Annotated in this window: 24 protein-coding genes and 2 pseudogenes; 2 read left to right on the top strand and 24 right to left on the bottom strand. The window is 63.4% G+C overall.

Going from position 1 to position 25,088, the window contains the following annotated elements:
- Window positions 1-236 precede the first annotated feature (236 nt).
- From NKH36_RS11980 to NKH36_RS34820, 8 genes and pseudogenes are all read right to left on the bottom strand, one after another.
- Window positions 237-359, bottom strand: coding sequence for a hypothetical protein (locus NKH36_RS11980; RefSeq protein ID WP_352960393.1), 123 nt, complete (start codon window positions 357-359; stop codon window positions 237-239).
- A 58-nt stretch (window positions 360-417) separates the two neighbouring features.
- A complete protein-coding gene (locus NKH36_RS11975) occupies window positions 418-741 on the bottom strand; it encodes a DUF736 domain-containing protein (RefSeq protein ID WP_006205585.1) in 324 nt (107 codons plus the stop codon).
- Between the two features lie 710 nt (window positions 742-1,451).
- The gene (locus tag NKH36_RS11970; protein WP_352962187.1) at window positions 1,452-1,985 is read right to left on the bottom strand and encodes a hypothetical protein; all 534 of its coding nucleotides are present in this window, start codon (window positions 1,983-1,985) and stop codon (window positions 1,452-1,454) included.
- 249 nt (window positions 1,986-2,234) lie between these two features.
- Window positions 2,235-2,654, bottom strand: a complete 420-nt coding sequence (locus NKH36_RS11965; RefSeq protein WP_352962184.1) for a hypothetical protein — start codon at window positions 2,652-2,654, stop codon at window positions 2,235-2,237.
- On the bottom strand, window positions 2,644-2,904 hold the full coding sequence (locus NKH36_RS11960; RefSeq protein ID WP_352962181.1) for a type II toxin-antitoxin system prevent-host-death family antitoxin: 261 nt from the start codon (window positions 2,902-2,904) through the stop codon (window positions 2,644-2,646). Before NKH36_RS11960 ends, NKH36_RS11965 begins: the two co-directional genes overlap by 11 nt.
- 63 nt (window positions 2,905-2,967) lie before the next feature.
- Window positions 2,968-3,909 carry a DUF2493 domain-containing protein gene (locus NKH36_RS11955; RefSeq protein WP_352962179.1) on the bottom strand — a complete coding sequence of 314 codons (942 nt, stop codon included), beginning with the start codon at window positions 3,907-3,909 and terminating at the stop codon, window positions 2,968-2,970.
- Between the two features lie 260 nt (window positions 3,910-4,169).
- Window positions 4,170-5,216, bottom strand: a pseudogene (locus NKH36_RS11950) (DUF7146 domain-containing protein); the annotation flags it as partial.
- A gap of 708 nt (window positions 5,217-5,924) precedes the next feature.
- Window positions 5,925-6,602: pseudogene (locus NKH36_RS34820) on the bottom strand (methylase); the annotation flags it as partial.
- A 185-nt stretch (window positions 6,603-6,787) separates the two neighbouring features.
- Here NKH36_RS34820 and NKH36_RS11940 point away from each other — a divergent pair.
- The gene (locus tag NKH36_RS11940; protein WP_352962174.1) at window positions 6,788-7,981 is read left to right on the top strand and encodes a DUF1173 domain-containing protein; all 1,194 of its coding nucleotides are present in this window, start codon (window positions 6,788-6,790) and stop codon (window positions 7,979-7,981) included.
- Window positions 7,982-8,020: 39 nt separating this feature from the next.
- Here NKH36_RS11940 and NKH36_RS11935 read toward each other — a convergent pair whose 3' ends face one another.
- The 6 genes from NKH36_RS11935 to NKH36_RS11910 form a co-directional block, all read right to left on the bottom strand.
- The gene (locus NKH36_RS11935) at window positions 8,021-8,704 is read right to left on the bottom strand and encodes a transposase (protein WP_352962171.1); all 684 of its coding nucleotides are present in this window, start codon (window positions 8,702-8,704) and stop codon (window positions 8,021-8,023) included.
- A gap of 297 nt (window positions 8,705-9,001) precedes the next feature.
- Entirely contained in the window at window positions 9,002-9,244 is a 243-nt protein-coding gene (locus NKH36_RS11930) for a hypothetical protein (RefSeq protein WP_352962168.1), read from the bottom strand.
- A 28-nt stretch (window positions 9,245-9,272) separates the two neighbouring features.
- Complete coding sequence (locus tag NKH36_RS11925) at window positions 9,273-10,187, bottom strand: DUF1419 domain-containing protein (protein ID WP_352962165.1); 915 nt, start codon at window positions 10,185-10,187, stop codon at window positions 9,273-9,275.
- Between the two features lie 132 nt (window positions 10,188-10,319).
- Window positions 10,320-10,712 carry a hypothetical protein gene (locus NKH36_RS11920; protein ID WP_352962163.1) on the bottom strand — a complete coding sequence of 131 codons (393 nt, stop codon included), beginning with the start codon at window positions 10,710-10,712 and terminating at the stop codon, window positions 10,320-10,322.
- A gap of 118 nt (window positions 10,713-10,830) precedes the next feature.
- Window positions 10,831-12,981, bottom strand: coding sequence for a ParB/RepB/Spo0J family partition protein (locus NKH36_RS11915; protein ID WP_352962160.1), 2,151 nt, complete (start codon window positions 12,979-12,981; stop codon window positions 10,831-10,833).
- 284 nt (window positions 12,982-13,265) lie between these two features.
- Window positions 13,266-14,462: a DUF932 domain-containing protein gene (locus NKH36_RS11910; RefSeq protein ID WP_352962157.1), complete on the bottom strand. Its 1,197-nt coding sequence runs from the start codon at window positions 14,460-14,462 to the stop codon at window positions 13,266-13,268.
- A 371-nt stretch (window positions 14,463-14,833) separates the two neighbouring features.
- Between NKH36_RS11910 and NKH36_RS11905 the strand changes: the two genes are divergently transcribed.
- Window positions 14,834-15,103 carry a DUF982 domain-containing protein gene (locus NKH36_RS11905; protein WP_352962155.1) on the top strand — a complete coding sequence of 90 codons (270 nt, stop codon included), beginning with the start codon at window positions 14,834-14,836 and terminating at the stop codon, window positions 15,101-15,103.
- A gap of 677 nt (window positions 15,104-15,780) precedes the next feature.
- On the opposite strand, the gene NKH36_RS11900 is transcribed toward NKH36_RS11905, so the two are convergent.
- The 10 genes from NKH36_RS11900 to NKH36_RS11855 form a co-directional block, all read right to left on the bottom strand.
- On the bottom strand, window positions 15,781-16,176 hold the full coding sequence (locus NKH36_RS11900; RefSeq protein ID WP_352962152.1) for a 4Fe-4S binding protein: 396 nt from the start codon (window positions 16,174-16,176) through the stop codon (window positions 15,781-15,783).
- Window positions 16,173-17,762: an FAD-dependent oxidoreductase gene (locus NKH36_RS11895; RefSeq protein WP_352962148.1), complete on the bottom strand. Its 1,590-nt coding sequence runs from the start codon at window positions 17,760-17,762 to the stop codon at window positions 16,173-16,175. Before NKH36_RS11895 ends, NKH36_RS11900 begins: the two co-directional genes overlap by 4 nt.
- A gap of 12 nt (window positions 17,763-17,774) precedes the next feature.
- A complete protein-coding gene (locus NKH36_RS11890; RefSeq protein WP_352962145.1) occupies window positions 17,775-18,566 on the bottom strand; it encodes an ABC transporter ATP-binding protein in 792 nt (263 codons plus the stop codon).
- On the bottom strand, window positions 18,539-19,426 hold the full coding sequence (locus tag NKH36_RS11885) for an ABC transporter permease subunit (protein WP_352962143.1): 888 nt from the start codon (window positions 19,424-19,426) through the stop codon (window positions 18,539-18,541). Before NKH36_RS11885 ends, NKH36_RS11890 begins: the two co-directional genes overlap by 28 nt.
- 22 nt (window positions 19,427-19,448) lie before the next feature.
- Window positions 19,449-20,423 carry an ABC transporter substrate-binding protein gene (locus NKH36_RS11880; RefSeq protein WP_352962140.1) on the bottom strand — a complete coding sequence of 325 codons (975 nt, stop codon included), beginning with the start codon at window positions 20,421-20,423 and terminating at the stop codon, window positions 19,449-19,451.
- Window positions 20,424-20,475: 52 nt separating this feature from the next.
- Window positions 20,476-20,778: a hypothetical protein gene (locus NKH36_RS11875; protein ID WP_352962138.1), complete on the bottom strand. Its 303-nt coding sequence runs from the start codon at window positions 20,776-20,778 to the stop codon at window positions 20,476-20,478.
- A 293-nt stretch (window positions 20,779-21,071) separates the two neighbouring features.
- Window positions 21,072-22,706, bottom strand: a complete 1,635-nt coding sequence (locus tag NKH36_RS11870; RefSeq protein ID WP_352962136.1) for a copper resistance CopC/CopD family protein — start codon at window positions 22,704-22,706, stop codon at window positions 21,072-21,074.
- Entirely contained in the window at window positions 22,703-23,248 is a 546-nt protein-coding gene (locus NKH36_RS11865; RefSeq protein WP_352962133.1) for a YcnI family copper-binding membrane protein, read from the bottom strand. The genes NKH36_RS11870 and NKH36_RS11865 overlap by 4 nt, the downstream gene beginning before the upstream one ends.
- Before the next feature lie 19 nt (window positions 23,249-23,267).
- Entirely contained in the window at window positions 23,268-24,065 is a 798-nt protein-coding gene (locus tag NKH36_RS11860) for an ABC transporter ATP-binding protein (protein ID WP_352962130.1), read from the bottom strand.
- Window positions 24,059-25,078 carry an ABC transporter permease gene (locus NKH36_RS11855; protein ID WP_352962127.1) on the bottom strand — a complete coding sequence of 340 codons (1,020 nt, stop codon included), beginning with the start codon at window positions 25,076-25,078 and terminating at the stop codon, window positions 24,059-24,061. The genes NKH36_RS11860 and NKH36_RS11855 overlap by 7 nt, the downstream gene beginning before the upstream one ends.
- Window positions 25,079-25,088: the final 10 nt, after the last annotated feature.

The following is a 25,088-nucleotide window of genomic DNA, read 5'->3' as shown; positions in this document are numbered from 1 at the left end:
GCCCTGAGACGTGTTGCCTACTTGGGTTGGTTGAGGTGTTTCAGCATATCGCCGAGGATGTCGTCCCGCTCCGGACGCCCGCTGGCTGCAGCTTTGTCGTCGACCAGCTTTGCGGCCAATTCAGGCGGCAGCGGCATGAAGTCGTAGCCGTGTGAGATGGCTGCATGGCGAAGATCCTCAAGCGCTTCGAACGCGTGATCGTGGGTGCCAAGCCAGAGCGCGGGCTCGTCGGTTTCTTAGTGCGGGAACGCTTGCAGGAAGTAGGTCCGAAGCGGTGGGTCGTAGCCGATGACAGCGTCTGGATCCGAGCGGACCTGTCCGGGGACGGTGCCTGTGACAGTGATGGTGTAGCGGCTCATTGCAACCTCCTTTTGTCGGGGGGGGCCCGGCCCCCAACGGGGGCGCGCCACCGATGCCTCACTGGGGGTTGTTCCAGAGGATGACCTTCTTGTTTTCCTCGCCGCCCGGGGCGGGAGCGAGATTGCCGAAGATGACGCCGATCTCGGGGGCTTCCAGCTTGACCGAGAGGTACTCCTCGCCCGAACGCTGGGAGATGCGGTGCCAGCCGGCTCCGATCTCGAAGCCCGTGCGCTTGTTGACGATCCGGTAGTCGGGGGCGTCCTCGCGCGACTTGTTCGTGTTCGGAATGAGGGTGATCGGGGCATTGACCCGGAGGGTGGCAAAGACGCCTTCCATCGAGCCGTCGGCCTTGGTGGTGAGGTTTGCGATCGTGGTGGCCATGGTAGTTCTCCTTCGGTTGCATCGGGACCATTCCCGATGCAACCGAAGGAGAGGGCCGTCCTGCTGCGGTCATCTCGGCGAATATTCAGGAAAATTCTATTTGCCGAAAAATAGCGGGCAGGCCCTTCGCCTGCCCGCAGACAAAAAACAGAAACCGAATTTTCCTGAATATTCGCCGAGTGTACCCCCAACGGGGGTTGACCGCACAAAGCAGGCGGTCGTCTACAAAGGCGACATGAAACGGGAATGGCCCCGGATGCGACCTAAGGAAAAGAACTCAGGCCGCCCTCGCTAGACCGCCGACGCAACGCTGCCGGATCGCAGGAACATGCTGCAGCCTCTCGGGTCATGTCGTCGGCATCGCCAACACATCGAACAGCAGCCCGGCGCGTGACCGCCTTGCGTGTTCGGTGTGGCGGCACAGCGGTTTCGAGATCGGAGCCGGCTGGCAGCGGCCTTCACGCCCCTCGGGGACGATACCGCGCAGTCAGGTTGGATGACCCGGCAAGCCAGGATGTTGTTCGGCACGCTTGCACCCGCTTCAGAGGCGACAAGCGTCAAGATGATCATCCGCACAACGCCCCGCGGCTCTGCGCGTGGACCGGTTTCGAAAGGGCCGGCTCCGTCCGCTCATACAAGTGGATTAGGCGGCGAGGAGCCGGATCAACATATCTGATTGAACCGCCGGGCTGTCGGCAGGACCGCATCCATCATCCTGGCAACGCCAGACGCTCCTCCGGCATCATGCGGGCTTCGGCTTGGCGGCGAATGTCCGAACCGGCATGGCGGAGCATGGCGCACCAGTCTTCCACATTGTACGTCGTCGCCATCCGGCCCCTGGCCAGATGGTAAATGACGCACAGCTTGTTCGCGATGGCGAGCCGAAGCGCGTTGACGGCCGTGCCGGGTGATGCGCCGTCCCAGACCATCATCCCGAATTCGGCGCGCCGCGCCATCTCCCGGTCCTTGGCGGCGTGGAACCAGTGCTCGTGAGCTCCTTCAGGAGAAGGAACATGGTAGGCGGCCCAGTCGCCCAGATTGTTGCGGGGTTCCTTGCCGACATGGAAGACCCCGACATGCTCGTACTTGTAGCCCGCGAGCAGGCCCTGCGCCTCGGCATCGGCTCCCGACGCGTCGCCAATCAGCACGCCGTGCTCGGCAGCAACGATTGCGCCGATGCGAGCGATGGCAGGTTCCGGCAGCTCGAATATCTCGCGTGATCCACCTATGAATATCATCGACATGGTGACTTCCCTTCTCTCCCGCGTCCCCCGCCCCGCTACGACCGCCCTCTCCCCCTGACCCTGCGCGAGGGATCGTCACCCGAAGGCCGAGACGGCAAAGCCGGCTCGGGAAGCGGCGGGACGCCGCGACTAGAGCCCGGCCGGCCGCAGGCCGGCGCGCCCGGACCTACGCGCGTGGAGCTAGTGGTCTTTGTCGGCCAGCCAGAGGCTCACGTCCTGGATCGAGCGCATGGCCGCGAAAAGAGAACGTCAATCCAGACGGCTGACGCGGCGGCCCTCGCTGCGCGCTTCGATAAAGGCGCCGGCGATCTTCATCATGAATGCCTTGCTGAAACGACCGAGGGACTTACCGTCGGATTCGATGTACCAGGAGCGTTCGGCAATATCGTAGTTGTATTCGTCAACCACGATCCAGCAGCGTTTGAGATCGGTCAGACCGGCGCGGCGGCACTCGATAGCGGAAACTTCCAAACCGACCCGATCGCTGGTCGGTGGCTGGGTGGTTATCGCCAGGAGCGCGAGATGGGTCAGGCCATCACTTGCGCCGCGGACAGCGATGACCACGCAGGTCGGCCGGCTCTTGCGGCCTTCCGTTTCGCCGAGCTCGTGTTGCCATGCCCAAAGATACGGGTAGGAGATCACCTGACCAGGCAGAAATCTACCGCTCATCATCGTATCCTTCCCCGCGCGCCAATCGGTCGATGTCGGCGGCGAAGAGTTCCGTGTGTTCCTCCGGCATCTCGGAGACATGGTATGCGCGGCGGGGATCGCCGCCGATGCGCATCCGTTCGTAGTGCTCGTAACTCATCAGCACGAACCGGGGTTTCCGGTGCTTGGTAAGAATAACGGGTTCGCGGCTGGCAACGTCGGTGACGTCGCCAACCTGCTTGTTGAGATCCGCCGTCGTGAACTGGCGCATGGCTGGACTCCTTGATCAGTCTCCATATTATCTGGATTTTCTTGATTTGCAAGAAAACGGCGCTCACGCGCCGCCCTCCGCGAACCGCCACACGGGGATGCCGAGCCGACGCGCCTTGTCGGCAAGGTTGTCGGTAATGCCGGAGCCGGGAAAGACGATCAGGCCGTAGGGCACCACCGAGAGAAGCTGGTCGTTACGGCGGAACGGAGCCGCCTTGGCGTGTCGGTTCCAATCCGGCTTGAAGGCGATCTGGGTGACCTTGCGGTTCTCGGCCCAGCAGGCGGCGATGCGCTCGGCGCCGCGCGGGCTGCCGCCGTGGAGCAGGACCATGTCGGGATGCTTGTCGCGGGCCTTGTCGAGCGCGTCCCAGATCCGGTCGTGATCGTTGCAGTCGAGGCCGCCGGCGAAGGCAATCTTGGTGCCGGCTGGAACAAGCACCTCGGTTTCGGCGTGGCGACGGGCGGCGAGGAAGTCGCGGGAGTCGATTACCGCCGCTGTCATCGCCTGGTGGCTGACCTTGGAGCCGGTGCGCGGCCGCCATGCCGATCCGGTTTGTGCCTCGTAGAGGTCGGCGGCCTCATCGCGCATGATTTCGAGCACGTTGCGGCGCTCGATATAGCTGATGCCCTCGGCGGTGAGCCGCTCCAGCTCGACGGACTTCACCTCCGAGCCGTCCTGCTCCTGCTGGCTCGAGCGCTGCGCCTCCTCATTGCGGTCGAGGCTGCGGGCGACGCGCTCGGCGGCACGGTGGAAGACGTTTGCGAAGGACCAGAGCAGGTCGTCGAGATCGGGTTCGAGCCTGGTGTCGCCAAGCATGCCGGCAAACGTCTCGACGATCCCGGCGAGGCCGGCTCGGATCACCTCGTCGTTGGGAAGTGGCCGAGGATCAGGTTCGTCCTGATGCGGGCGATGGCCGTACATCTGCAGTTCGAGGATGACGCGGTCGGTCGGCGAGGAGGCGTGGGAGGGCTCGTAGGCGTCGTCGAGAGGAAGGTCGTAGGTCATGGCGGTGTCTCCGTCGGTTGTGGCCGCGCCTATCGCGGCCTGACAGCGCATCCCGGCCGCGCCCCGGGCGCGGCCGCACCGAAGGCCGGAGCGCGAGCGGAGGACGGCGCAGCCGTTGCGGCCGTGACCGGGGGGTGGCAGGGGTCGCCTCTCGGGCAGGCCGCGGGCGCGGCCTCTCCGGCGGACCGCCGCCATGCATGCCTGCAGGCTATCCGGTGACGCCACCCCTGCCCGCCTGCCGGCTCAAGCCGTTCATTCGGCGGCAGGAAGAGACGGACATCCTCCGGGACGAGCTGATCGCTGAGCCATGCCGCGAGATGGGCCGGGCCGAGATGGCGCAGATCGTCGTTGAAGTCGCCGAGCTGCGGCCGCAGCACCAGGGCGAGAATCCCTGCCTCGCCTGCGCGCTGGCTGAGACGCTCGATGCCGTGCCGGCCGGCAGCGTCGGCATCGGCTGCGATGTAGAGGCGACGGCAGCCAGGCGGGAAGGTCAGGCCGGCGAGGTGATTGGCCGAGGTGGCGGCGGCAACCGGCAGCGCCGGCATCACCACCATAAGCGAAGCCATCGTCTCGAACCCCTCGCCGGCGGCCATGACCGGGACGGGCGCACCGGGCTCAAGGCCAAGCCAGATGGCGTTGCCCAAGAGCTGACCCAGTGAACGGCGTGGATCGGCGAGTTGCGCCTTGCCCTGACCCGAGGGATCAAGCCAGGTGCGTTGCAGGCCGGTGATCTGCCCGTCGAAGCTGGTGACAGCGGCAATCAGGGCAGGAAGCGTCCGCGTCTCGGCCGGCCTGAAATCCCGGTAGTAGCAGCCGGGATGGAAGCGCAGGGCGCGCTCATGCGCGGAGAGCAGAATGCCGCGGCCGGCGAGGTATCGTTCGGCCAGCGTGCCGGCGATCGGCTGCGACATCGCGAACAGGCGACGCGCAGCGTCGGGAGAACCTCGTGACGCGGCAGGCTGGCGCTGCGCGCCGAGGGGCTGGGGCGCAGGCTGGGTCGGTGGCAGCGGCATGGAGAGGAAGCGACGTGCTTCATCCGCGACCTCCCGGAAGTCGACCAGACCACAGCTCAGCTCGATGACGTCGAGCAGGTCGCCATGTTCCCCCGACGACTCGTCGACCCACTTTCCGGCTGCCTTGCCGCCCACCGCCTTGAGCCGCACATGCATGGAGCGGCCGCGCGTATTGCGGACATCGCCGACCATCCAGTAGTTGCCGGAGCGATGGCCGTTGGAGAGATATTCGCGGCACACCGCCTCGGCGTGTTCGCCAAGGCGGTGTGCCAGCTCGGAGGCCGAGCTGGACATGATCGCCTCCCCTCAAGCCGCTGCCGCGCGGTCGGTGACGCCGACCAACGTCTGGCGATCAAAGAGGGAGGCGAGGATGGCGGACCCTTGCTCGATCGTCGGGATGAACAGCCGGAGCTTCCAGGAGATGATCTCGGAGATCAGCCCCAGAGCCTTCAGCCGGGGGACCATGGCGTCGGTGAAGCCGAGCAATTCGACACGGTAGTCGTTCATGACCCGACTGCGGCGCAGGATCAGGCCATCGGCGAGTTGCAGTCCGATCCGTCCGTCGACAAGCCCGGTCCATGCCTCGTCCGGTGCGAGCGTCGGCACATGATCGAGCCCCAAATTGCGCAACATGGTCGCGACAAGGGTCGGCGCGATGTGACGCCCGATGATGCGTTCGCCGGCATCGGTCTGGATCCGGTAAACCTGACAATCATGGTCCGGCAGCCGACGCCAGATCGAGCAATTTGTCGGACTTGGAAATCCAGATTGCACGGCGGCGCCCCTGGTACTTTCAAAGGCCGAGCGCGCCGCCGATTTTGCGTTGTGGTTCAGCGTGCCGGACTCACTGGTGATGTTGGTCGCCTCGAGTGCGGCGGTCAGGTTGTTGTGAATGACCTGGAAGGCGTCCGAATAGGCGTTGTAGATGCGGATCTGCTCCTCGATCAGCGCATGCTCGAGCAAGTCGTATTCGACACCGTCATAAGAAAGCGAACGGGCTGTATAGAGGCCGACGGTGAAGGGCGGGTTCATCAAAACGACGGATGGCTCCATGGCCGCGTCGAGATGATCGTCGATATGCCCTGCGTCATGCCGCGAGACGGGAACCCGCGGAAACAGCAATGCGAGGAGATCGGCCCGTGTCGCGGCAAACTCGTTGAGGATCAGGGATGCGATATCGGCATGCACGGCGAGCAGACCGGTGCCGGCCGAGGGTTCGAGAACGAGGTCGCAAGACGCGATCGCCGCGGCGTGCGCTGTGACGAAGGCCAGCGGCAAGGGCGTCGACAGTTGCTGCATAGCCTGGCTCTCGTCGGACCGTCGCGTATGGGTGGGAAGAAGATCGGCGATGCGCTTGATCATCGCCAGCGTTGCCTGCGGCGTGGTGGACCGGGACAGGATCGCAGGGCCGAACCGGCGCAGGAACAGTACTTGGGCGACTTCGAGCGCCTCATAGGCGTCCTTCCAGACCCACAACCCTTGAGCATCGCTGCCGCCAAAACTGGTCGTCATGGCGGTGCGCAGTGCGGCGGTGGTGACAGGCTCGCCCTGCTCGAGGAAAGGCAAAAGCTGCATTGCCGCTTGATAGATCGCCTCGGCGTTGTTGATGGAGGCTGGCGTCGGCGCGTGGAGGGGAGCAGCAGTCCGGGCAACGGCCGGTGTGGTCGAAACAATGTTCATGGAAATGTCCTTCGCGAGAGGGGAGTGGCGCCCGCGCCGGCACTCTCTGCGCGCCAGCCGGGCCACACTCCTCCCGGCTCCCCTCTGCCTCTGGCGCCTGTACACCAAAGGGGTTGCGCTCTTTGCAAACCCATGACTTGAATGCGCGCACAGGGATGCGGCGGCGACCTGGAGCTGTGGAGGTGATGCGACGATTAAGAATTGGCAGTGCGGTCTACGAGGAGGGAGCGCCTGACCTGCAGGCGGCGCTGGCGAGCGCCTATGCCCGCACCGAGCGTCCGCTATGCCTGTGCCGAGAGCCGGGCTGCCCGATGTACATCGCCCGCATCGGCGACCTTCACCTGATCAAGCGCATGCCGATGAGCGGCGGCGGGCATGATCCATCCTGTGATTCCTATGAATCGCCTTACGAACTGTCCGGCCTGGGCGCCTTGATGGGCACCGCAATACAGCTCGATCCGCAAAACGGCTTGGCGGCCCTCAAGTTGGACTTCAGCCTGTCGAAGACAGGGAGCCGGGCGGCATCGGTGCCTGCGGGGCAAAGTTCCGCCAGCGTAACCGCCGATCCCAGGAGGATGTCGCTGCGTGGTCTGCTTCACTATCTCTGGCACGAGGCCGAACTGACGGTCTGGACATCGAGGTGGGTCGGCAAACGGCATTGGTGGAATGTCCGCTGGCATCTGCTCGAGGCTGCCGGGCAAATGACGGTGAGGGGCGGACCACTCGCGGATATCCTGTTCGTGCCCGAGCCGTTTCGGGCCGAGAACAAGGAAGCCATCGAGCAGCGTCGAAACGCGGTTCTTGCGCCTGCGCTCCCGCCTAAATCAGGTCCACGAAAGTTGCTCGTCCTGGTCGGCGAGGTGAAGGAGATCGTGCCCGCCCGCTCCGGTCAGAGACTCGTCATCAGGCATTTGCCCGGTTTTCCCTTCATCATCGACGATGCATTGCATCGCCGCATGCAGGCGCGTTTTGAGAAAGAATTGTCGCTGTGGACAGCGGATTCCAGCTCACATCTGATGACGATCGCGACGTTCGGACTGAACCCGGCCGGCCTCGCCATTGTCGAGGAGGTCGCGTTGATGGTGGTGTCCGAGAACTGGATTCCTTATGAGACGGTCCCGGAGAAAAGGCTCGTCGATGGGCTCGCCCGCCTTCGCGAGAAGAGCGTGAAGGGATTGCGCTTTGATCTGCAACCCGACCAGCCGATCGCCAATGCTTTGCTCCAGAACAGGCAAGAACCGATCGCGCTGTTTGTCGTTCCGTCTGGAGCGGACGAGAACTACGAAGCGTCGCTCGATGAAATGATCGCCGCGCGTCCGGAGATCGGCGCCTGGGTGTGGCGGGTCGGCGAGGGCGATATGCCGCCGCTACCGCTTTGAGCGTCGTTGGGCGAAGTTTCCAGCGATGCTCACGATGCCTTAGGCCAGGCCCAGCTTCTTCTTGAGCTCGGCATTTTCATTACGCAGACGGTCGGCAAGCAGGTTCTTGAGGCGCTTGTTTTCTTCTTCGAGTGCGACAAGATCGCGAAGATCGCCGCTCTCAGAGGAAGGTGCGGCAGCCCTCTTCCAATAATAGTAGGTCTGCTCGGAGATGCCGGCCTGGCCGACCGCAATCTTGCTGGTCGCGCCACCAGCGATCGATTTCTCGATCTGGGCCAGCTTCTGGGCGCGTTCCTCCTCGGAATATGTCTTACGGGCGGTCTTCGCTGCCGCCGGAGCTTCAGCGGGCTGGGGCACTGGTCTCGCGCCGTTCTTGCGGGCCGGCTTGGTGAGCTCTGCCTTCACTTTCTTTGTTCGCGGAACTTTCTTCTTCGATTCAGGCACTTCCACTTTGGCTGGCGCTACCGTCGTCTGAACAGTCTGAGCGTCCTGAAAATCGGCCATGATATACTCCGCTTGTGGTTTTTCCCCTTCTTCAGCATCAAGGGGTCTTATACTGAAGTCAATGACCTGGGAATTTGGAAGCTGAGCAGCATGAGCCGGCTGCGTCATCTCCGTGGCAATTTTGGACAGGTCAAGATCGCCCCAGATCGAATGACTTGGCTTTTGCAGGCCGCGCTTCTGTTTCATTTCCACGATGAATGGCCGGATCTGGCGCTTCATAGTCTGTTCCTTGATGTGAGCATGACTTGCAAGCCAAGTCGCTGTTCGTGTTAGCGAGTATCCGACGTATCTTGTCGCTCTCGCCGTGCTTTATCGGAGAAACCCCGCAACGAGCAAGCGGTGTGTCATGGGCCTTGGGCAAGCGGCTCAAGCAACGGAAGCAAACATCCCTACTGAGAGGTGATGGGCTGATCTTCAGAGCTGCATCATACACGCGATGATCAGGCGTCTAGCCGGCGGTGTGCGAGACTGTGCACAATCCGGCTGGAGCGATTGCAATCCTCATTTTCTTGGGAACTAATCTTGGCGGCGGATGAGCTGGACGCGCTTGTTTTCGGGATGGCGGTCGACAGCGTTCGTGCGCTTCCTGTTCCTTTCACGGAAAAAGTCGCGGAAGTCGCCCACAGAAGCCACGGCGTACTGCTTTTCAATTTGCGCGTCGATGGCGACATGGAACTTCAGCGCGTCGCCGCCATCCGGTATCCAAGCAATCAGACAGGCGTTCTGGTGCTGGATAAGCAAGGCTTGTTGACCAGCCATTGCATGGTCAATGGCACTTTCTCCTGCTTTATCGCTCCGTTGGAGGACTGGAACACGCTGCCGCTCGCAACGCAGGCCAAGACGAGTATCGCCGGCCCGGCCAGTTCATCGGCGCTTTACGCAATGCCGGGCACTTCCCGCGTGGCAGGCACTGACCCGAAGTTTTGCTGAGGGCCGGACGCCTATATCCTCGTTGCAGTTGGCCATACGGTCTCGCATGTCTGGACAGCTTGAGGGTGGGCCGTACGCGGGTGCATCCATTGAGCGAAAGTCGGTCACCGTGATGGAGACGGCTCGCCGCTAAGGCGCGGTTGTTAAAGATGCCCATCCTCGCCTTCCCTCGGCATCTCCGACGCAATCGGACTTTGGACAGGAACTCGTCGATCTCGAGATCCGACAGATCATCGAGCAGCTTGAAGGCAGCATCATGCCTTCCGGCGTTAACGAGAATCGTGCGTTTGCCTTGATGTTCGGCCCACCCGGTCTCGGGGTCTGCATTGCTGGCGGCCCCCCTGAGCTCGACAGGGATTATGTTCCAGATCGCCTCGAGCTTTTCCGCGCGGGTCATGCTGTCGCTCGCGCCGGTCTCGTGGGCGATGATGGCGGCGCGCATCTTGTCTGGCGACTGCCGATCCGTGAGATCGCAGAAGCCATGAAACCAGCGCTCGCGGCCCCAGATCCGGATCGCGAAGAATACGCTGGTGACGTTGCCGGCCTTATACTCAGACATTCCGAACATGCCGGTGCGCATGAAGAGCGGCGGCAGTAAATCGAGCATGAAGTGAAATTCTGACGCGTTGATCTCGAACCACTCGGCTGAATAGGGAGTGCCGGAAAGCGGATCGATGCCGGGAGTGTCTTTGTGACGGCTGAACAGGTGGAACATCTGCTCGCGGGTGGCGACGCCGTCGAGCACCTTCCTGAAGGGTGGATGTGCGGTCATAAGGTTCTCCTGAAGGCAGGTCGGCCACGCGCGGCATCACCGCGCCATGGCAACTGCTTGGTGTGTTGTGGCTGGCGACGGGCCGAGCCTGCGGCCGGCGCGTGAATCGGCGATGATGGGGTTTGCAGGGGTTCAGGCGGCGCATCGTTCGGAGGAACGCGAAGCGTCTCGACCAACCCCGTTTATGGCACGGACGGCGGCGGCGAGCGCCGGGATATCGTCAAGCATGCCGAGTGCAACGAAGTGGTTGGCCCCGCCGGTGTAGTCCTTACGGCCCTTGCAGGTGCGGATCAGGATACCGTGACCTGAGGACAAACCGAACTGGCCGACCTGGATGTAGGCGTGGTCATGGTGCAGGGTAATTTCACCGCAAACGGCGATGCCCGCCTTGTTTGAGCGCAGGTCATAGCTGCCCGATGGCAGGTTTAATTCAGCGGCAAGTTTCTTCAGGCGTGAACGGGCTGTGGTGTGGAAACGTCTCTTCTGCTGCTCGTCGTAGGAGCAGCTTCTGTTCCAGTCGAACATGTCGATCTCCATGAAACGCAAGCGCCCGGGGTCGCGATGGCGATCCCGGGCTCGAGAGTGAGTTGGAACTGAAATGGGTCCGGCGGGAATGCCGGGCCCGGTGCGAGCGTGATGCCGGTTATTCGGCGGCCTGGAGGTGGTCCGTTTCGTCGCCGTCGATGGTCACCGGCTCATCGGAGGACGGATCCGCATCGTCGGCGAGGAAGGCCGGAAGCTCGGCGGCATCGCCGTCGAGAGCCGCTTCCTCCGACATCTCGCCGGCGGCCGCGTCGCCAGCATCGGCAGACACTTCATCGACCTCAACGCGCAGCGGCTCGGGCAGCCAGTTCGATCCTTCGAGAAGACGGGCGGCTTCACGAGCCATGATGTCCTTCTTCATGTGGTCGATCAGCTGCGCGGCGTCTTCGCCACGCGCTTCAAGGACAGCCCGTAGAATCCGCGCCTTGGTGAGCCGTCCGAGGAACTCGACCGTAGGCGTCCAGCCGGCGTCGACCATGTCGAACTGGAGCGATCGGCCAAGCACGTCTGCATGCTCGAGCGCCTTCGCTCGCCTGTTCCAGGGTTCGACCACCGCATTGAGGGTCAGCGAGACGCAGTGCGCAAACAGCGCCTTGCGGCTTGCTTCGTCGAGGCCGAAAAGGAAGTCCCACAGGCCATCCGCTTCATCCGGCAAATCGCGGTCCCAGGCTTCGTGCCGCTCGGCGATCTCCCTAGCCCAGGATGTCTCGGCAAGACCGTCAACCTGGCTGAAGCTGCCGCTCTTCAGGCTGATCTCCAGGCACGTGTTCGGCGCGAAGCGATAGAAGACCTGCAGGACGAAGGCATGGAGTGCGGCGATGATGGCGATATCGACGTCGCCGGCGAGCGCGTTGCGTAGCGCCAGCGTGCGCTGCGCGGTCAGGTCGAAGACGAGCCGATCAGGCAGTGGCTTGATGCCATCGTCCTCGCCGTCGTCGCCAGAGGCGTCGTTCACCGGCTGGCCGTTGACGACAACACCATCGCCGTCGTCGTCGCCATTGGATCGGGTTCCGCCGTCGGCGCTCCCTTCCTCGCCCTCATCGACGTCGCCGGTTTCGGTCCGCGGCTCGTCCTCGGACCGCACGAAACCGGCGTCGACCTGGAGCTTGCCGTTCGCGGCAAGCGTAACGAACACACCGGCAATGGCCTTCTGGGCGGGATCGTAGCTTTGAGGACGATCATCGATCGCATCGAGCTCGGCACCCAGCTGGTCGAGCTTCGCCTCGATTGCTTCGTCGGCATCCTCGGCCTGGGCATAGTCCGCATCCAGCTTGTCGTATTCGGCCTTCAGCGCGTCGTAGCGTTCGATCTCCTCGGCGCTGAGCTCCTGCGCCTCGGCGTAGATGCGCCGCATGCCGGAGGTGTGGCCGTAGGGAAAGCTGATCGCCGCCTCCACCCATTTCCAGCCTTCGGCGCGGATCGCCTCGGCATCCACCTTCAGCCTGTCGAAGACAAGCTGCTCGAGGAGCGCGGCGTCTTGGAACCAACCGCCGGAATCCTGCTCGAACAGGTCGCGCAGAATGACGCCGCCAGCTGCTTCATAGGCTTCGGCGCCGACATAGACGGCCCGGCGATCGTCGGCCCGGACCGTCGTCTCCGTCAGTAGGCGCCTGATGTAGTAGGGTTCCTGCATGTGCGAGCCGGAAATCCGTTCCCAGACCTGCTCCTGACGTGCGTGATCGTCCGAGATCGAAAACGCCATGATCTGTTCGAGCCGGATTTCATCCTTCTCATAGAGCTCGAGCAATTTCGGGGACACCGATGCCAGCCGCAGGCGCTGCCTCACGGTCGCCGGCGATACGAAGAAGCGGGCACCGATCTCCTCCGGATCGAGGCCCTGATCGCTGAGCGTCTTGAAGGCCCGAAACTGGTCGAGCGGGTGCAGGTCGGCGCGCCGCAGGTTCTCGGCAAGCGAATCCTCCTCGGCCGAGGTTTCCTGCCCGCGATTGACGATGCAGGGGATCAGCTCATCCTTGGCCAGGCGCTTCTGCTTAATGAGGATGCCGAGCGCGAGATAACGTCTGCCGCCGGCGGGCACCTCAAACGTGCCTGTCTCCTCGCCGTCGCCGTCGAGCACGGGACGGACGTTCAGGCTCTGGATCAGCTTTCGCCGTCCGATGTCTTCGGCCAGTTGCTCGATCGACACGCCGTCTTTGAAGCGCCGAACATTCTTCTGCGACAGCATTAGCTTGTCATAGGGAATATTCTCCGCGGCGTTCATCGCGATCTTCTGAATGGCGTTCTTTGCCATGGTCAGGTTCTCCATGACGGGCGGCCCGGGGCCTCTCCCCGAACCTCCAAGCCCGTCAGAACCATCCCTCCCCCCTCTGCCTCCAGGCCTCACGCCGACCTGGCCCCGGCTCGCGGATCTCGACGCGACCGAGCAGCCCGAGGGGCCTCCAGCATGTTGGCGTCATCGGGTTCTTCCACGAAAAAAGCGCCGTCCTCTTGCTTCGGAGGACCGCGCTGGGAATGATGGAGACGGCCCGGAGGCGAGGCCGGCGACGAGAGTTTTCGCCGCCGGCCTCTGCCGAATCAGTTGGCAAAATCGAGAAGCTTCTTGGCTTTGCCCTCCATTTCCAGGCGGACATCCTGATGCGGCTTGTCGCGCGCGACCCGCGTGATGCCCTGCACGAAATCAAAGATCGATTCCGGTGGTCGGCCTTCCTCCATGAGAACAGTATCGATGATCTTCGTGGTCTCGGACTTGGAGAAGCCGCGCTTGCGCAGGAAGTTTCGGCGGTCTTCGTCATCTCGGGCCACGATCCTTTGCCGCGCCGTTTTGATGCCGTTGACGAACGGCATGGGGGAGGAATCGGCAAACTGGATCAGGGCCGGCTCGGCTTCCAGTGCGAAACGGGAGGCCGCGTATTTTGAATGGCGGATGGTGATTTCCTCGAAATCTTCCACGCCCCACAAATTGCGATTCTGACACACGGCGCGCAGATAAAAGCTGGCGATCCCGAGGGTGCGGGCACCGACCTCGGAATTCCAGCAGTAGAAGCCGCGGAAATAGAGATCCGGTTCCCCATTTGGCAGCCGTCCGGCCTCGATCGGGTTCAGATCGTCGACGAGGAACACAAAGACATCGCGGTCTGACGCGTAGAGCGTCGTGGTATCGCGGGAGATGTCGACGTGCGGATTGTAGATACCTGTCGACCAGTCGAGCACACCGGGCACCTTCCAGCGGGTGTCGCCGGTACCGTTGCCGGCGATCTTTTGCACGGCGTCGACCAGTTCTGAGTCAAATATTCTGCCATAATCAGGGCCTGTTACCGCCCGCAACTCAAGGCGTCCGTTCTCGATTTCCAGCGTCTTCACCTGTTCGACGCGGTGGTTGAGGAGACCGTGCTGAAGGTTTATCGCCGCGAGCGGGGCTGGAAGCTGCCGCAGATAGGTGGCCGGTGCGCCGACCAAGGAGGCGAGTTGGCCAAAACTCCAATGCGTGGGGGCAACAGGGGCAGGCGCATCGGGCAGCATCAGCCTCAGGCGCTCCGGATCGTCGCGGCTGGCCTCGACGCGGATTTGCTCACTTTCGACAATGCGGGTCTTGCTGCGCTCCGACCGGCTCTTCACCGCATTTCCAAGGTCGTTGAGCGACAGGTATCGCTCGTCCGCCGGCCGGTTGAACCATTCTGACGACACGCGGCCAATACGCTGGCCGCGGCTGACGTCGACCTTGTAACCGGCACGCTCGTTGCGCTTGGGCGCAAGAATTTCCATTTGGGTCATGGGTGTTGCTCCTTGGCGGGCGCCGGGAGACTCTCTCCCGGACCTTCACCCGCCACCGCAACCCGCCCGCCCTCTTCCTCTCCCGGCACCAGCGCTCCACTACCAGCGTCGCCAATGCGGCAGCGGCCGCATCAAGGCTGGCACCAGAAAGGAAGGCGCGGGCTTCAGGAAAGCCCGAGCCTGGGACCAAGCGCCGCTTCACCTTCCGGCCGCGACAGAATTCCGCTGCGCTTTCTTGCGCACCAAGACTGGGACCCATCCGGATTTCAGGTAACGGCCTGCTGAAATTGGACAGGCAACTTGTGTTGAGATTGGGCGACTGCCAGTTCTGTTCTGGCCGTAGCCAGAAATGTATAAATTGACCCCACATCATGATACGCGAAGACCGTGTCATGGTCGGAATTGAGAGTGCAATTGCATGTCGTGCAGGTTCGTCCGGCCCGTGGTGGTGCAAGTTGGCCGGCTTGACCGTGAGCGCGTCAGCCACGATCCTGCTGCGGAGTTTCCCTCATCAGACTAAGAAGCGAAAACTGGCTATGGATGCATGTCTTCAGGTTCTGCGTGGTGAAGCTCAGTCGCCGGTTGCTAGGCGGGCCTTCGTTGTAGCGGCGTTAGAAGCGAAAATCCTACGCAGCGACTGAGGTCCAGATTGATAGCCTCGATGGCTTTCAAAGTGACTGGGGGAAGCAGACCTTCACGCCATCGCAGCGGTGACCAGGATTTTGCAGCCGAAGCAGAGCATCGAGTCTTAGTCGGGGGAGGTGTTAAGGTATATCGCCTTCGGGGATGCCGAAAGTAAGCGCTCCCGACTTGGCGACTGACCGAAGGCACGTGAGTGGTGGTGTCTTCCGAACCACAAGGCTTATCTGTAATGTCGAGCTTACGAAAAAGGCCGGACCAAGGGTCCGGCCAGGTATGAAGGTCAAAAACCTCCAGAGGGGAACGCGCCGAACGCAATGGGAGGAGAACGCCCGACGCACGGTGCATGTAGGTCAGCGAGGGTGACATTTCAACGACATGCCAGTAGACCACGAGGCTTGATCATCTTGGTGCACTGGACCTTGCGCGCTTGGACGATTGTCGAAATTACATGGCTGATTCAGCCCGCCTTGCTGCGACTGCCGGCCCACGCGAATGAGGTCGCTCCCTCCCATGACGTAACATTTCCCATCAGATGCGTCCGGCTCTGCTGACAAGGGTATGGTGACTGACGGGGCGCATGAACGCGCCGAGCCGCAATTGCCGTTTCTGTGTCATGGAAATGAGATCCTGGACAAATGCTCAGGCGATAGGGGATGTCGCACGCATGGATCGACCTTCACCTGCCTGAGGCATAATTTCCACTCACCCGTTTCGCCGCCTCGGCGGTCGCCATCTCCCGTGCGCGCAGGAAGACGCTCTCCATCCGCCAATGTTCGTTGGTGTAGCGGGGGTCGTGTGCCCATTCGTCCCAGCCATGATTGCAGCGGAATTCGCCGAGCAGGCCGGAAGCCAGGATCTCGTCCTTGTCGACTGGAGTGGCGTTTTCACAATCGGGCGCGACGTAGATCGCGTCTCCCCGGCAGTAGAGCTCGGACATGAAACAGGTCTGGCAGTCCTCCTGCCGGGCGATGTGCGGCACATTGCCGGAGACGATTTCGAGCACGTTGGTCGGGCAGACTTCGACGCAGGCGTTGCAACCCGTGCAACGCTCGGCGATGACGAGTTCGATCATGATGCGAGTTCCAATGCGTGGCCGTAATCTGATCTCGTCCAGACCTTGTCCAGGCCGCCAACGAGGATGCGCCGGTTGAAGCGGGGATCCGTCTCCGGCCGATCGTCGCGCTGGTGCATGCCGCGGCTTTCCTCACGCGCCAGCGCCGACGCGGCACACCAGCGTGCCGTGGCCAGCATGGCCGCAGTTTCTCGAGTTCTCAACAGACCGCCGCCAACACCCTCTGCGTGCGCATCAAACTCCGCCCAGGCACCCTCAAGTACCTCAGCGGAGTGCCGGAGCTTTTCCCCGCTGCGGAAGATGTTCTTGTCGTAAGGCAGCATCTCGCTCTGAATGGCGGACAGCGTCGCACCAAGGTCGACGTCACGCCGCGCGGCGGCCGGGCGGAGGCCTGCTTGCCCGATGGCGCGACCGCCTGACGCGGAACCGTTGGCCGCGGCATGGCGCGCCGCACCCTGCCCGGCCCATTGGCCTGACGACACCGCCCAGGCAGAATTGATGTTACCGCCGCCTGAAATCGCACCGGCAACCAGTTCACGCGTCGCCGCGTCGCCTGCCGCATAAAGGCCGGGAACCGAAGTCGCACAATCCTCGCCGACAATGCGGAGCCCGCCGATGCCGCGGATCGTCCCTTCCCCATGCAAGGTCACTTCGAACCGGTCCTTGTATGGGTCGACGCCCCAGCGCCGGAACGGCAGCATGAAATTGGGCGAGATCGTCGGTACCTGCACTCGGATGTCTTCTGGCGTCCGGGCAAGATCGCAGAAGACGCGGCCCTTCAGCATGGCCCGCGCCAGTGGCCGTGTCGTCTCCGGCCCAGGCGGCATCGGAATGACTGCGCCGTCCTCGTTGTAATAGGTGGCGAAGGCGTAGGACATGGAGCGTGTCATCGTCGAGCGCGCCGGTGCAACCGTATAATAGGTGGTGAACTCCATGCCGGAAAGTTCGGCGCCGGCTTCCGCCGCCATGAGATAGCCGTCACCCGTGTTGGTGTGCGAGCCAAGCAAGCGCGACAGGAACGAGGTGCCACCGGTGGCGATCACGACCGCGCCGGCATTGACCTGCCAATCGCCACCCGCCTGCCGCCGGATGCCGCGCGCGCCTGACACCGAGCCATCGGAACGCTGCAGCAGCTCCAGCGCCGGGCTGTGGTCGAGGATGGTCACGCCGAGACTGTCGACCAGCTTGCGCAGGGCGCGCATGTACTCCGGGCCGCGCAGGGCGCGATATTGCTTCGCGCCGTTCTCATCCGTGGAGAACTTATAGAAGCCTTCGAGCGTCGGAAGGCTCTCCCAGGTCAGCGCCAGGATGCGCGCCATCCACCCCGGCTCGTTCAGGCCTGCCCCTGTCTTTCTCCTGTTGCGAATAGCCGTATCGCGCAATTCGGGCGGGTCCGGTGGTATCCACCAGTGCCCCGGTCCCGCCGTCGCGGTGACACCGCTGGTGCCGCAATAACCCTTGTCGACCAGTATGACGGAAGCGCCCGTGCGCCGCGCCGCCGAGGCTGCCCAGCTTCCGGCAAGCCCTCCGCCGATGACCAGCACGTCGGCGGTCAGTTCGAGAGTCTCGCCGCTCGATCTGCTCATCGTCCAAGACCCTCAAGCATTGCCATGAGTGCCATGGCGCACGCCCAGCCAGTCGAGAAGGCTGCCGCGTATCCTGGCGAAGACTGGATCGGCGACGTCGCGCGGACGGACCAGGTCGATCCGTTCCTCATGCGCGATGATCCCATCCTTCATGACCAGAACCCGGTCTGCGAGAAGCGCCGCTTCCTCGACGTCATGCGTGATCAGCAAGATGGCGCAGCCATGCCGCTGCCAGAGCTCGCCGACCAGATCCTGCGCCTTGATGCGGGTCAGCGCGTCGAGCGCGGCGAAGGGTTCGTCGAGCAGGAGCAGGTCGGGTTCGCGCACCAGCGCGCGCGCCAGCGATGTGCGCTGCGCCTCGCCGCCCGACAGCACCTTCGGCCACACGTCGGCGCGGTGGCCGATGCCGACCTCGTCGAGCGCCGCCAGTGCGCGCGTCCTGTCGGGTCGGCCCGGCAGCCCGAGCACGACATTGCGCCACACCTTCTTCCACGGCATCAGCCGCGGCGCCTGAAAAGCGACGGCGCGGCGCACCGGCACTTCCACCTCGCCGATGATTTCGCGGTCGAGATCGGCGAGGATGCGCAGCAGCGTGCTCTTGCCGCAGCCGCTGGCGCCGAGCAGCGCCACGAACTCGCCGGGCGCGATGTCGACATCGAGGCTCTTCAAGACCTCGCGATCGCCGAAGCGGCGGGTGAGGCCGCGAACCTTGACCGCGGGCAGCGGCGCGTTCGGCTTTTTCGGGGCCGGAGGCGGCTCGACCGCCTCGACCACGTTCACGTTCCGCTGAAGGCTGGCCGCCATGCTAGGAATACCTTTTCGAGAGTGCGAACGGTGAAATCGACGCCAAGGCCGAGCAATGCATAGACGACGAGACACACGACGATGACGTCGGTCTGGAACATCTCCCGCGCATTGGCCATCAGATAGCCGATGCCGGCCGTGGCGTTGATCTGCTCGCCGAAGACCAGCGCCAGCCAGGCGATGCCGAGCGAGTAGCGCAAGCCGACCAGCGCGCTCGGCAGCGCACCCGGCAGCACCACGTGACGGATCATCGCGGCGCGGGACAGGCCAAGCGTGCGACCGGCCTCGATCAGCGTCGAATCGACGTTGCGGATGCCGGCATAGACGTTGAGATAGAGCGGAAAGGCGGTGCCGAGCGCGATCAGCGCAATCTTCGGCGCCTCGCCGATGCCGAACCAGATGATCAGCAGGGGGATCAGCGCGACATTGGGCACGGTGCGCAGCATCTGCATCGTGGCATCGACCAAATCCTCGCCGAGCCGAAACAGTCCGGCGACGACAGCGAGCGTCACGCCAATTGTGCCGCCAATCGCCAGGCCCCCCAGGGCGCGGCTGAGCGAGATGACCATCGCATCCTGCAGCTCGCCGGTCTCAATGAGCTTGGCGGCGCTGCCGATCACCGTGGACGGACCGGCAAGCACCTCGCCCGGCAGCACGCCGGTTTGCGACGCGACATGCCAAAGCAGGACCAGAAGCACGGGGCCTGACAGACGCCTCAACCTGCGCGGCATTCCCTGCACGGCGGAGGACGCCGGCTCGATGCGCTGCCGCGCCAGCGAAGCGTTGGATCTCGCGGTCTGCTCCGCCGGCCGCCTTTCAGCAGCGCCCGGCGGAATGGTAATCGTGGTTATCGAACTCATCGGCTGCTCCTTCGAACCGGCGTCAGTTCGTCGGCAAGCCGCGGTAGACGTAGTCGCCGAGATTGACGTCGCCGCTCAGAACGCCGGCTTCCTTCCAGGTCTCGAAAACGTTCTGGAGTGAAGCGACGAAAGCGTCGTCGATCGGCGTGCGCTCGAAAGCAGCCTCGTCCGGATAAAGGCTCTCGACCGTCGCCTTGTCCTGTTTCGTGAAGGCCGCGTAATAGTCGAGATAAGCCTCCTTGTTCTCCTTCGACCATTTGTAGGCACGGTCGGTGCGGGCCGAGAAATCGGCAATCGCAGCCACCTTTGCCGGATCCGACAGCGCCTTGTCCGTGGCGCTAAGCACGCCATTGCCGGTATTGATGCCGGGGCCATCGATCAACACGGTGGCCTTCAACGTTCCGATCGAGCGCGCCTTGTAGATTCCCCAGGTTGCCCATGCGTCGATGCTGCCGGCCTGGAAGGCGGCGCTGGCATCGGATGGGTTGAGGAAGGCAAGCTTCACATCGTCCTGGGCAAGGCCGGCTTTCTTCAGCACGCCGAGCACGAGGTAGTGCGCGACGCTGCCGCGCGTCGTCGGCGAAATGGTCTTGCCCTTGAGATCCTCTATGGTCTTGATCGGGCTATTGGCGGGGATGATCAACGAGCTGCCGAGACCGCCGTTCGACCAGCTGGCGACGATCTTGATCTTGGAACCGCCGGCAATTGCGCTGACCGTCGGCGAATCCGCCGCCGACCCAATGTCGACGGCATCGGCCTTCAGTGCCTCATGCAAATTGACGGCAGCCGCAAAGACCGACCATTCGATCTGATAGGGGACGTCGTCGAGCAAGCCGGCCGCTTCGAATTTCGCCCTGGTGGCGCCGGTCTGGTCGCCGACGCGCAGAACGACCTTGCTGAGATCTTCGGCGGCGAGAGCCGGCAGCGCTGTGAGGCTGGCAATTGCGGCCAGCCCGCCTAAGAGGAGATTGAACATGCGGCGGGAGACGATGGTCATGGCAGGGTTCACTTTCAATTTGTGGGAGGGACTTGTTCGGGAATGAGTAAGTTCACTCGGCCGCCACGGCGACGGTGTTCCTGGCGTAGCGGTTGGGTGGAACGGTAATGCCGAGATTGCCGCGGAACGTCTCGCTTTCGTATTCGGTGCGGTAGATGCTGCGCTTTTGCAGGATCGGAACGACGGTCTCGGCGAAGACTTCGAGCTCCCTGGGCAGCGACACGTTGACCACGAAGCCGTCGGAGCCGCGTTGCTCCAGCCAGCGCTGGAACGCGTCGGCGACCTGTTCCGGCGACGAAGAGGAAATCGAACTTCGCCGCCTCCGCGAGTTGCGCCTGCTTCTTGTAGTATTCAAAGCTCGTGCTCGCAGTCGGGTCGGCATCCGGATGGCGCCAGTCGCCCCTTCCAATGCCGACGCCGTGGAGCATGAAGCCGAGTTTCAGCTTGACGTTTTTGGGACATGACGGACTCCCTGGCTGTGAACCGGAGACGACGGTCGTTCGTCTCAAGGATGCCGTCAGAGTAATTTCTACTAATTTAGTAGACTAGGCACGGCGTGCTGAACTTTCCCCCGATTGGAGAGTCGAATTCTCCTTTTCGGCCCATGCCGGGCATGTTGTCTGGGGGTGTGGAAATCGGCTGCCAAGCTTATCGCGATACTTTACGGACGTCGAAGACCTCCATGAGCGTGACCGAACGAAAATCCGATACGAGGACCGTGACGCGAACGATCCAGAAGCCATCCAGCGGCAGCACGAAGCCATCCGCATGATAGATTCCATCGCCGGCCCGGCGCGCTTCCCGCGTGAACGGGCCGATGCCGTAGGACGGCTTGTCGAGATCGACGCTGACGCTGATCGGCTCAAACGGCTTTCCATTGAGAAGCAAATTGCCGACCTCTACCCTGACCGGGCCGACGATCGGCGGATAGATCAACAGGGCAGCACTGACACTCTCCTTCCGCGCACGGACTTCCTGTACTTCGAACAAAGCAGGGTTTGCCGCAATCGCGCGCGGAGGCGGCGTGAATCGCCATAGACCGAGCACGGCGATGACGGCGGTCGCAAGGACGATTTCAGCACCAACGCTGCGCCTCAGACGCCGCGTCGCGCTTGCGTCGCCAGCGACTGCGGGAGCGGTCAGATAGAAGCGGTTGAGCGCCGCTAGTAGTAGCAGCGCGACGACCAATGCGAGCTTGGCCAAGAGCACACGGCCATAGTCGGTGTCCCAGAGCGCCGGGACGGTCTGCACCTGCACGATCGCCAACAGCAGGCCGGACGCCGCCAAAACCGCCACGATCGCCGGAACGATACGGGAGAAGCGCTGCAGGATGATCGGCAACGCTGCGCCGCCGCGGACAAGCACCGCTCCGAGCGGAATCAGGGCGCCGATCCATAGCACGACCGTTATGGCATGGAGAAACACTGCCGGCACCGTGAGATATCGCGGCGGCGCGGTCGAGGCGTGGCCGGCAGAAGCGACCGCCACACCGACCAGAAGCGTCGCTGCGGCGGCGAGCGAGAGTCCAAGACGGGACCGGTAGCCGGCCTGCCCGGCCGCGTAGGCGATGCAGATCGCCGTCGCTGCCAGCAGCGTCGAACGGCCATAGCTCGTCGCCCACAATCCGGCTTGCCAGACAGCAGCCGTCGCCAGATCGGAAAACGGCGCACCCAGCGCGTCGAGTCCCTGGAAGCCGACCAGCAACGGCGCAGCAATCAGGCCCGCGAACAGCGCGCTCGTCACGATGCGGGCTCCCGGCGCCGGGTTGGAACGGCCAATCAAGGCGTTGAATGCCACGCCGCCGACACCGACGATAAGGCTGGCGAGCAGCAGGAAGCGCGCCGACCAGAGCCCGATCCGGACGGAAAGATCGGATTGCTCGATCGTCGCCGGTGCGACCGCGCTCGGTGCGCCGACCGAGAATACCAGGCCTCCCCCAATCGGATGACCATCGGACGAGGCGACGCGCCAGGAAAGGACATGCGTGCCGTTTTCCAGGCCGGACGGCAAGGTCAGCACGATCACCGAACCTTTTTCACCGATCTCCTTGAGGATTTCGGTGTGCCCTCCCGGATGAATCAGCCGCGCCACCAGCGGCCGGGCCGGTTCGGAGAACCGCAAGGTGACGGTTCGCGGCGCGGCTGCCACGATCGCCCCATCGGCCGGCTCGGCGGCGATCAGCGTCGCATGGGCAAAAGCCGATCCCGTGCAAAGGCCCGACATGAAAACGGCGGCGAAGATCGCCGCCGCCAGCCGCAACAGCAAGACACGAAGCCGGATCACGACCCGGCGCGTATCTTTATCGACGGAGCCGGGAATTTGAGATCGTCGGATGAGGCGCCGGCCGGCGGGATCTCGATCCAGCGCTCCACGCCAGACTCGCATTCCTGGACGATCGGAACAAAGATCGCCGCCACCGCGATGTCTTCCGCCACCTTCGCGCGGAAGACGAACTCGTCATAATGGGCGTCTTCGAGTTTTCCGCCCGACCAGGCGATCTCCTTGATGACGGTGTCGTCATGCCCGCCATGAGCGTCGTGCCCGGTTTCGCCGGAGCCGTCGCCCTGGGCTTCGACCCTTGTGATGTCGAGCGTCCAGCCGGGCTTTGGTTGCGGCTTGGCCTCCGTCAATTCCTCCGGCAGCGCGATCCTGACCGCCGTGGTCGGAGAACCAGCGCAGCCATGCGGCACCCGAAGTACGAACTTGACCGTAGTGCCCGCCTTCACCTCCTTGTTCTCGAAAGTGATATGGGCATGGGCGGGAAGCGATACCGCAAACGCCGCCACAGCGAGGGTAGCGCGCAGGCCGTAGTTGAGGATTTTCATTTGAAGGGTTCCGATCGGTTTACCACGTAGCGGCAAGGCCGAGATGGCCGAGCGCCTCGCGCCTAAGCTCTGCCAGGCGCGGATCGCCGCGGTGGCGTGGATAAGGAAGATCGACCTCGATGTCGGCGACGATGCGCGCCGGCCGCGGGCCGAAGATCAGCACGCGTTGCGTCAGGAACAGCGCTTCCTCGACATCGTGGGTGACGAGGACGGCGGTCAGTCCCGCGCGCTGCCACAGGCCGACGAGTTCGGTCTGCATGGTCAGCCGCGTCAGCGAGTCGAGCTTGCCGAGCGGCTCGTCGAGCAGCAGCAGGCGCGGCTCGTTCACCAGCGCGCGGGCCAGCGCCACGCGCTGCGCCATGCCGCCTGAGAGCTGATGCGGATAGGCCTTGTCGAAACCGTCGAGCCCGACAAGCTGGATTGCGTCGTCGACGCGCTGGCGCGCCTTTTTCAAGATTCCCCTGGCTTCGAGACCAAGCGCCACATTGTCCCATACCGTTCGCCATGGAAACAGCGTCGGGTCCTGAAAGACCATGATGCGCGAGGGATCGGGCTCGCCGACATTTTCACCATCGACCTTCAAGTCGCCTTTGGTCGGATGATCAAGACCGGCGAGAAGACGAAGCAGCGTCGACTTCCCGCACCCCGACGGGCCGAGCAGCGCGACGAACGATCCCGGCTCCACAGAGAAGTCGATGCCGTCGAGCACTGGAAGCGGTTCACCCTCGAGTTCGAATTGATGGAAGACGCTCTGGATGTCAATCTTCTGGTCGGCAGCGGTGGATGCCGCTGCCGTGTTTGTTGCAGGAGCTACCATCTGACGAGGCCCTTCTGCCATGAAAGCGTCCAGTCGCGCACTCTGAAGAGAATGGTGATCAGGCCCGAGCACATCAGCGCCATGACGAGAAGTGCGGCATACATGTTGGCATAAGCGGCCCATCCTTGAGCCCATTGCAGATACCAGCCGAGGCCAGCCTTGACCCCCAGCATTTCGGCGACGACGAGCACCGCGAAGGAGGTGCCGAGACCCATGAAAAGCCCGACGAAAACATGCGGCAGTGCCGCCGGTATCGCAACCTTCAGGATCAGGAAGAATGGCTTTGCGCCAAGCGTGCGGGCGATGTCATAGTAGTCCCGGTTGACGCTGGCCACGCCAGACCAGGTGAGGATGGTCACCGGGAAAGCTGTCGCGAGCGCGATCAGGAACACGCTCGCCGATCCGCTGGTCGGAAAGATGAAGAAGGCGAGCGGCAGCCAGGCCGTGGCCGGCAGCGGTCCGATGAGGCGCAGCAGCGGATGAACCCAATAGCTCGCCGCCCGCGACCAGCCAATGGTGATCCCCGTGACGAAGCCGGCAAGCGCGCCGAAGAAATAGCCCTTGGCGAGCAGCGCAACTGAATAATAGACGCTGATGCCGAGCCGACTCCAGTCGTCGAAGAACACTTCCAGGATGCTCTGCGGCGAGGAGAAGAACGGTACAGGCAGCAAGCCGGTCTTCGCTGTCACCACCTCCCAACCTGCGACGACGAGCGCGGCGGCAATCGCCCAGGGCCCGTAGCAGCGAATGGTGGTCGCTACGGCTCCGAAGAGCCGTCCCGTCGCGGCGACCACAATCAATCCGAGCGCGATCGCCAGAGCAATGACTGCCAGTTCCCGGCCGTAGGGCTGGGGGATGATCTCCGGCCACAGCTCGATCAGCGCAGCCACGCCGATCCAGCTGGCCGCAGCCACCAGCCCAAGCACCCAGACGCCCACTCCCGCACGCGCCGGGGCATTTTCCTGGGCGGACGTTTCGGCGCGCTCCGACAGCGCCGGATCGATCGAGGTCATCGTCCAGCCC

The sequence above is a fragment of the Mesorhizobium sp. M1312 genome, assembly GCF_040318115.1.
Classification (GTDB): domain Bacteria; phylum Pseudomonadota; class Alphaproteobacteria; order Rhizobiales; family Rhizobiaceae; genus Mesorhizobium.
The sequence above is the reverse complement of the archived record's forward strand: the minus strand, read 5'-3'. Positions and strand labels throughout refer to the sequence as shown.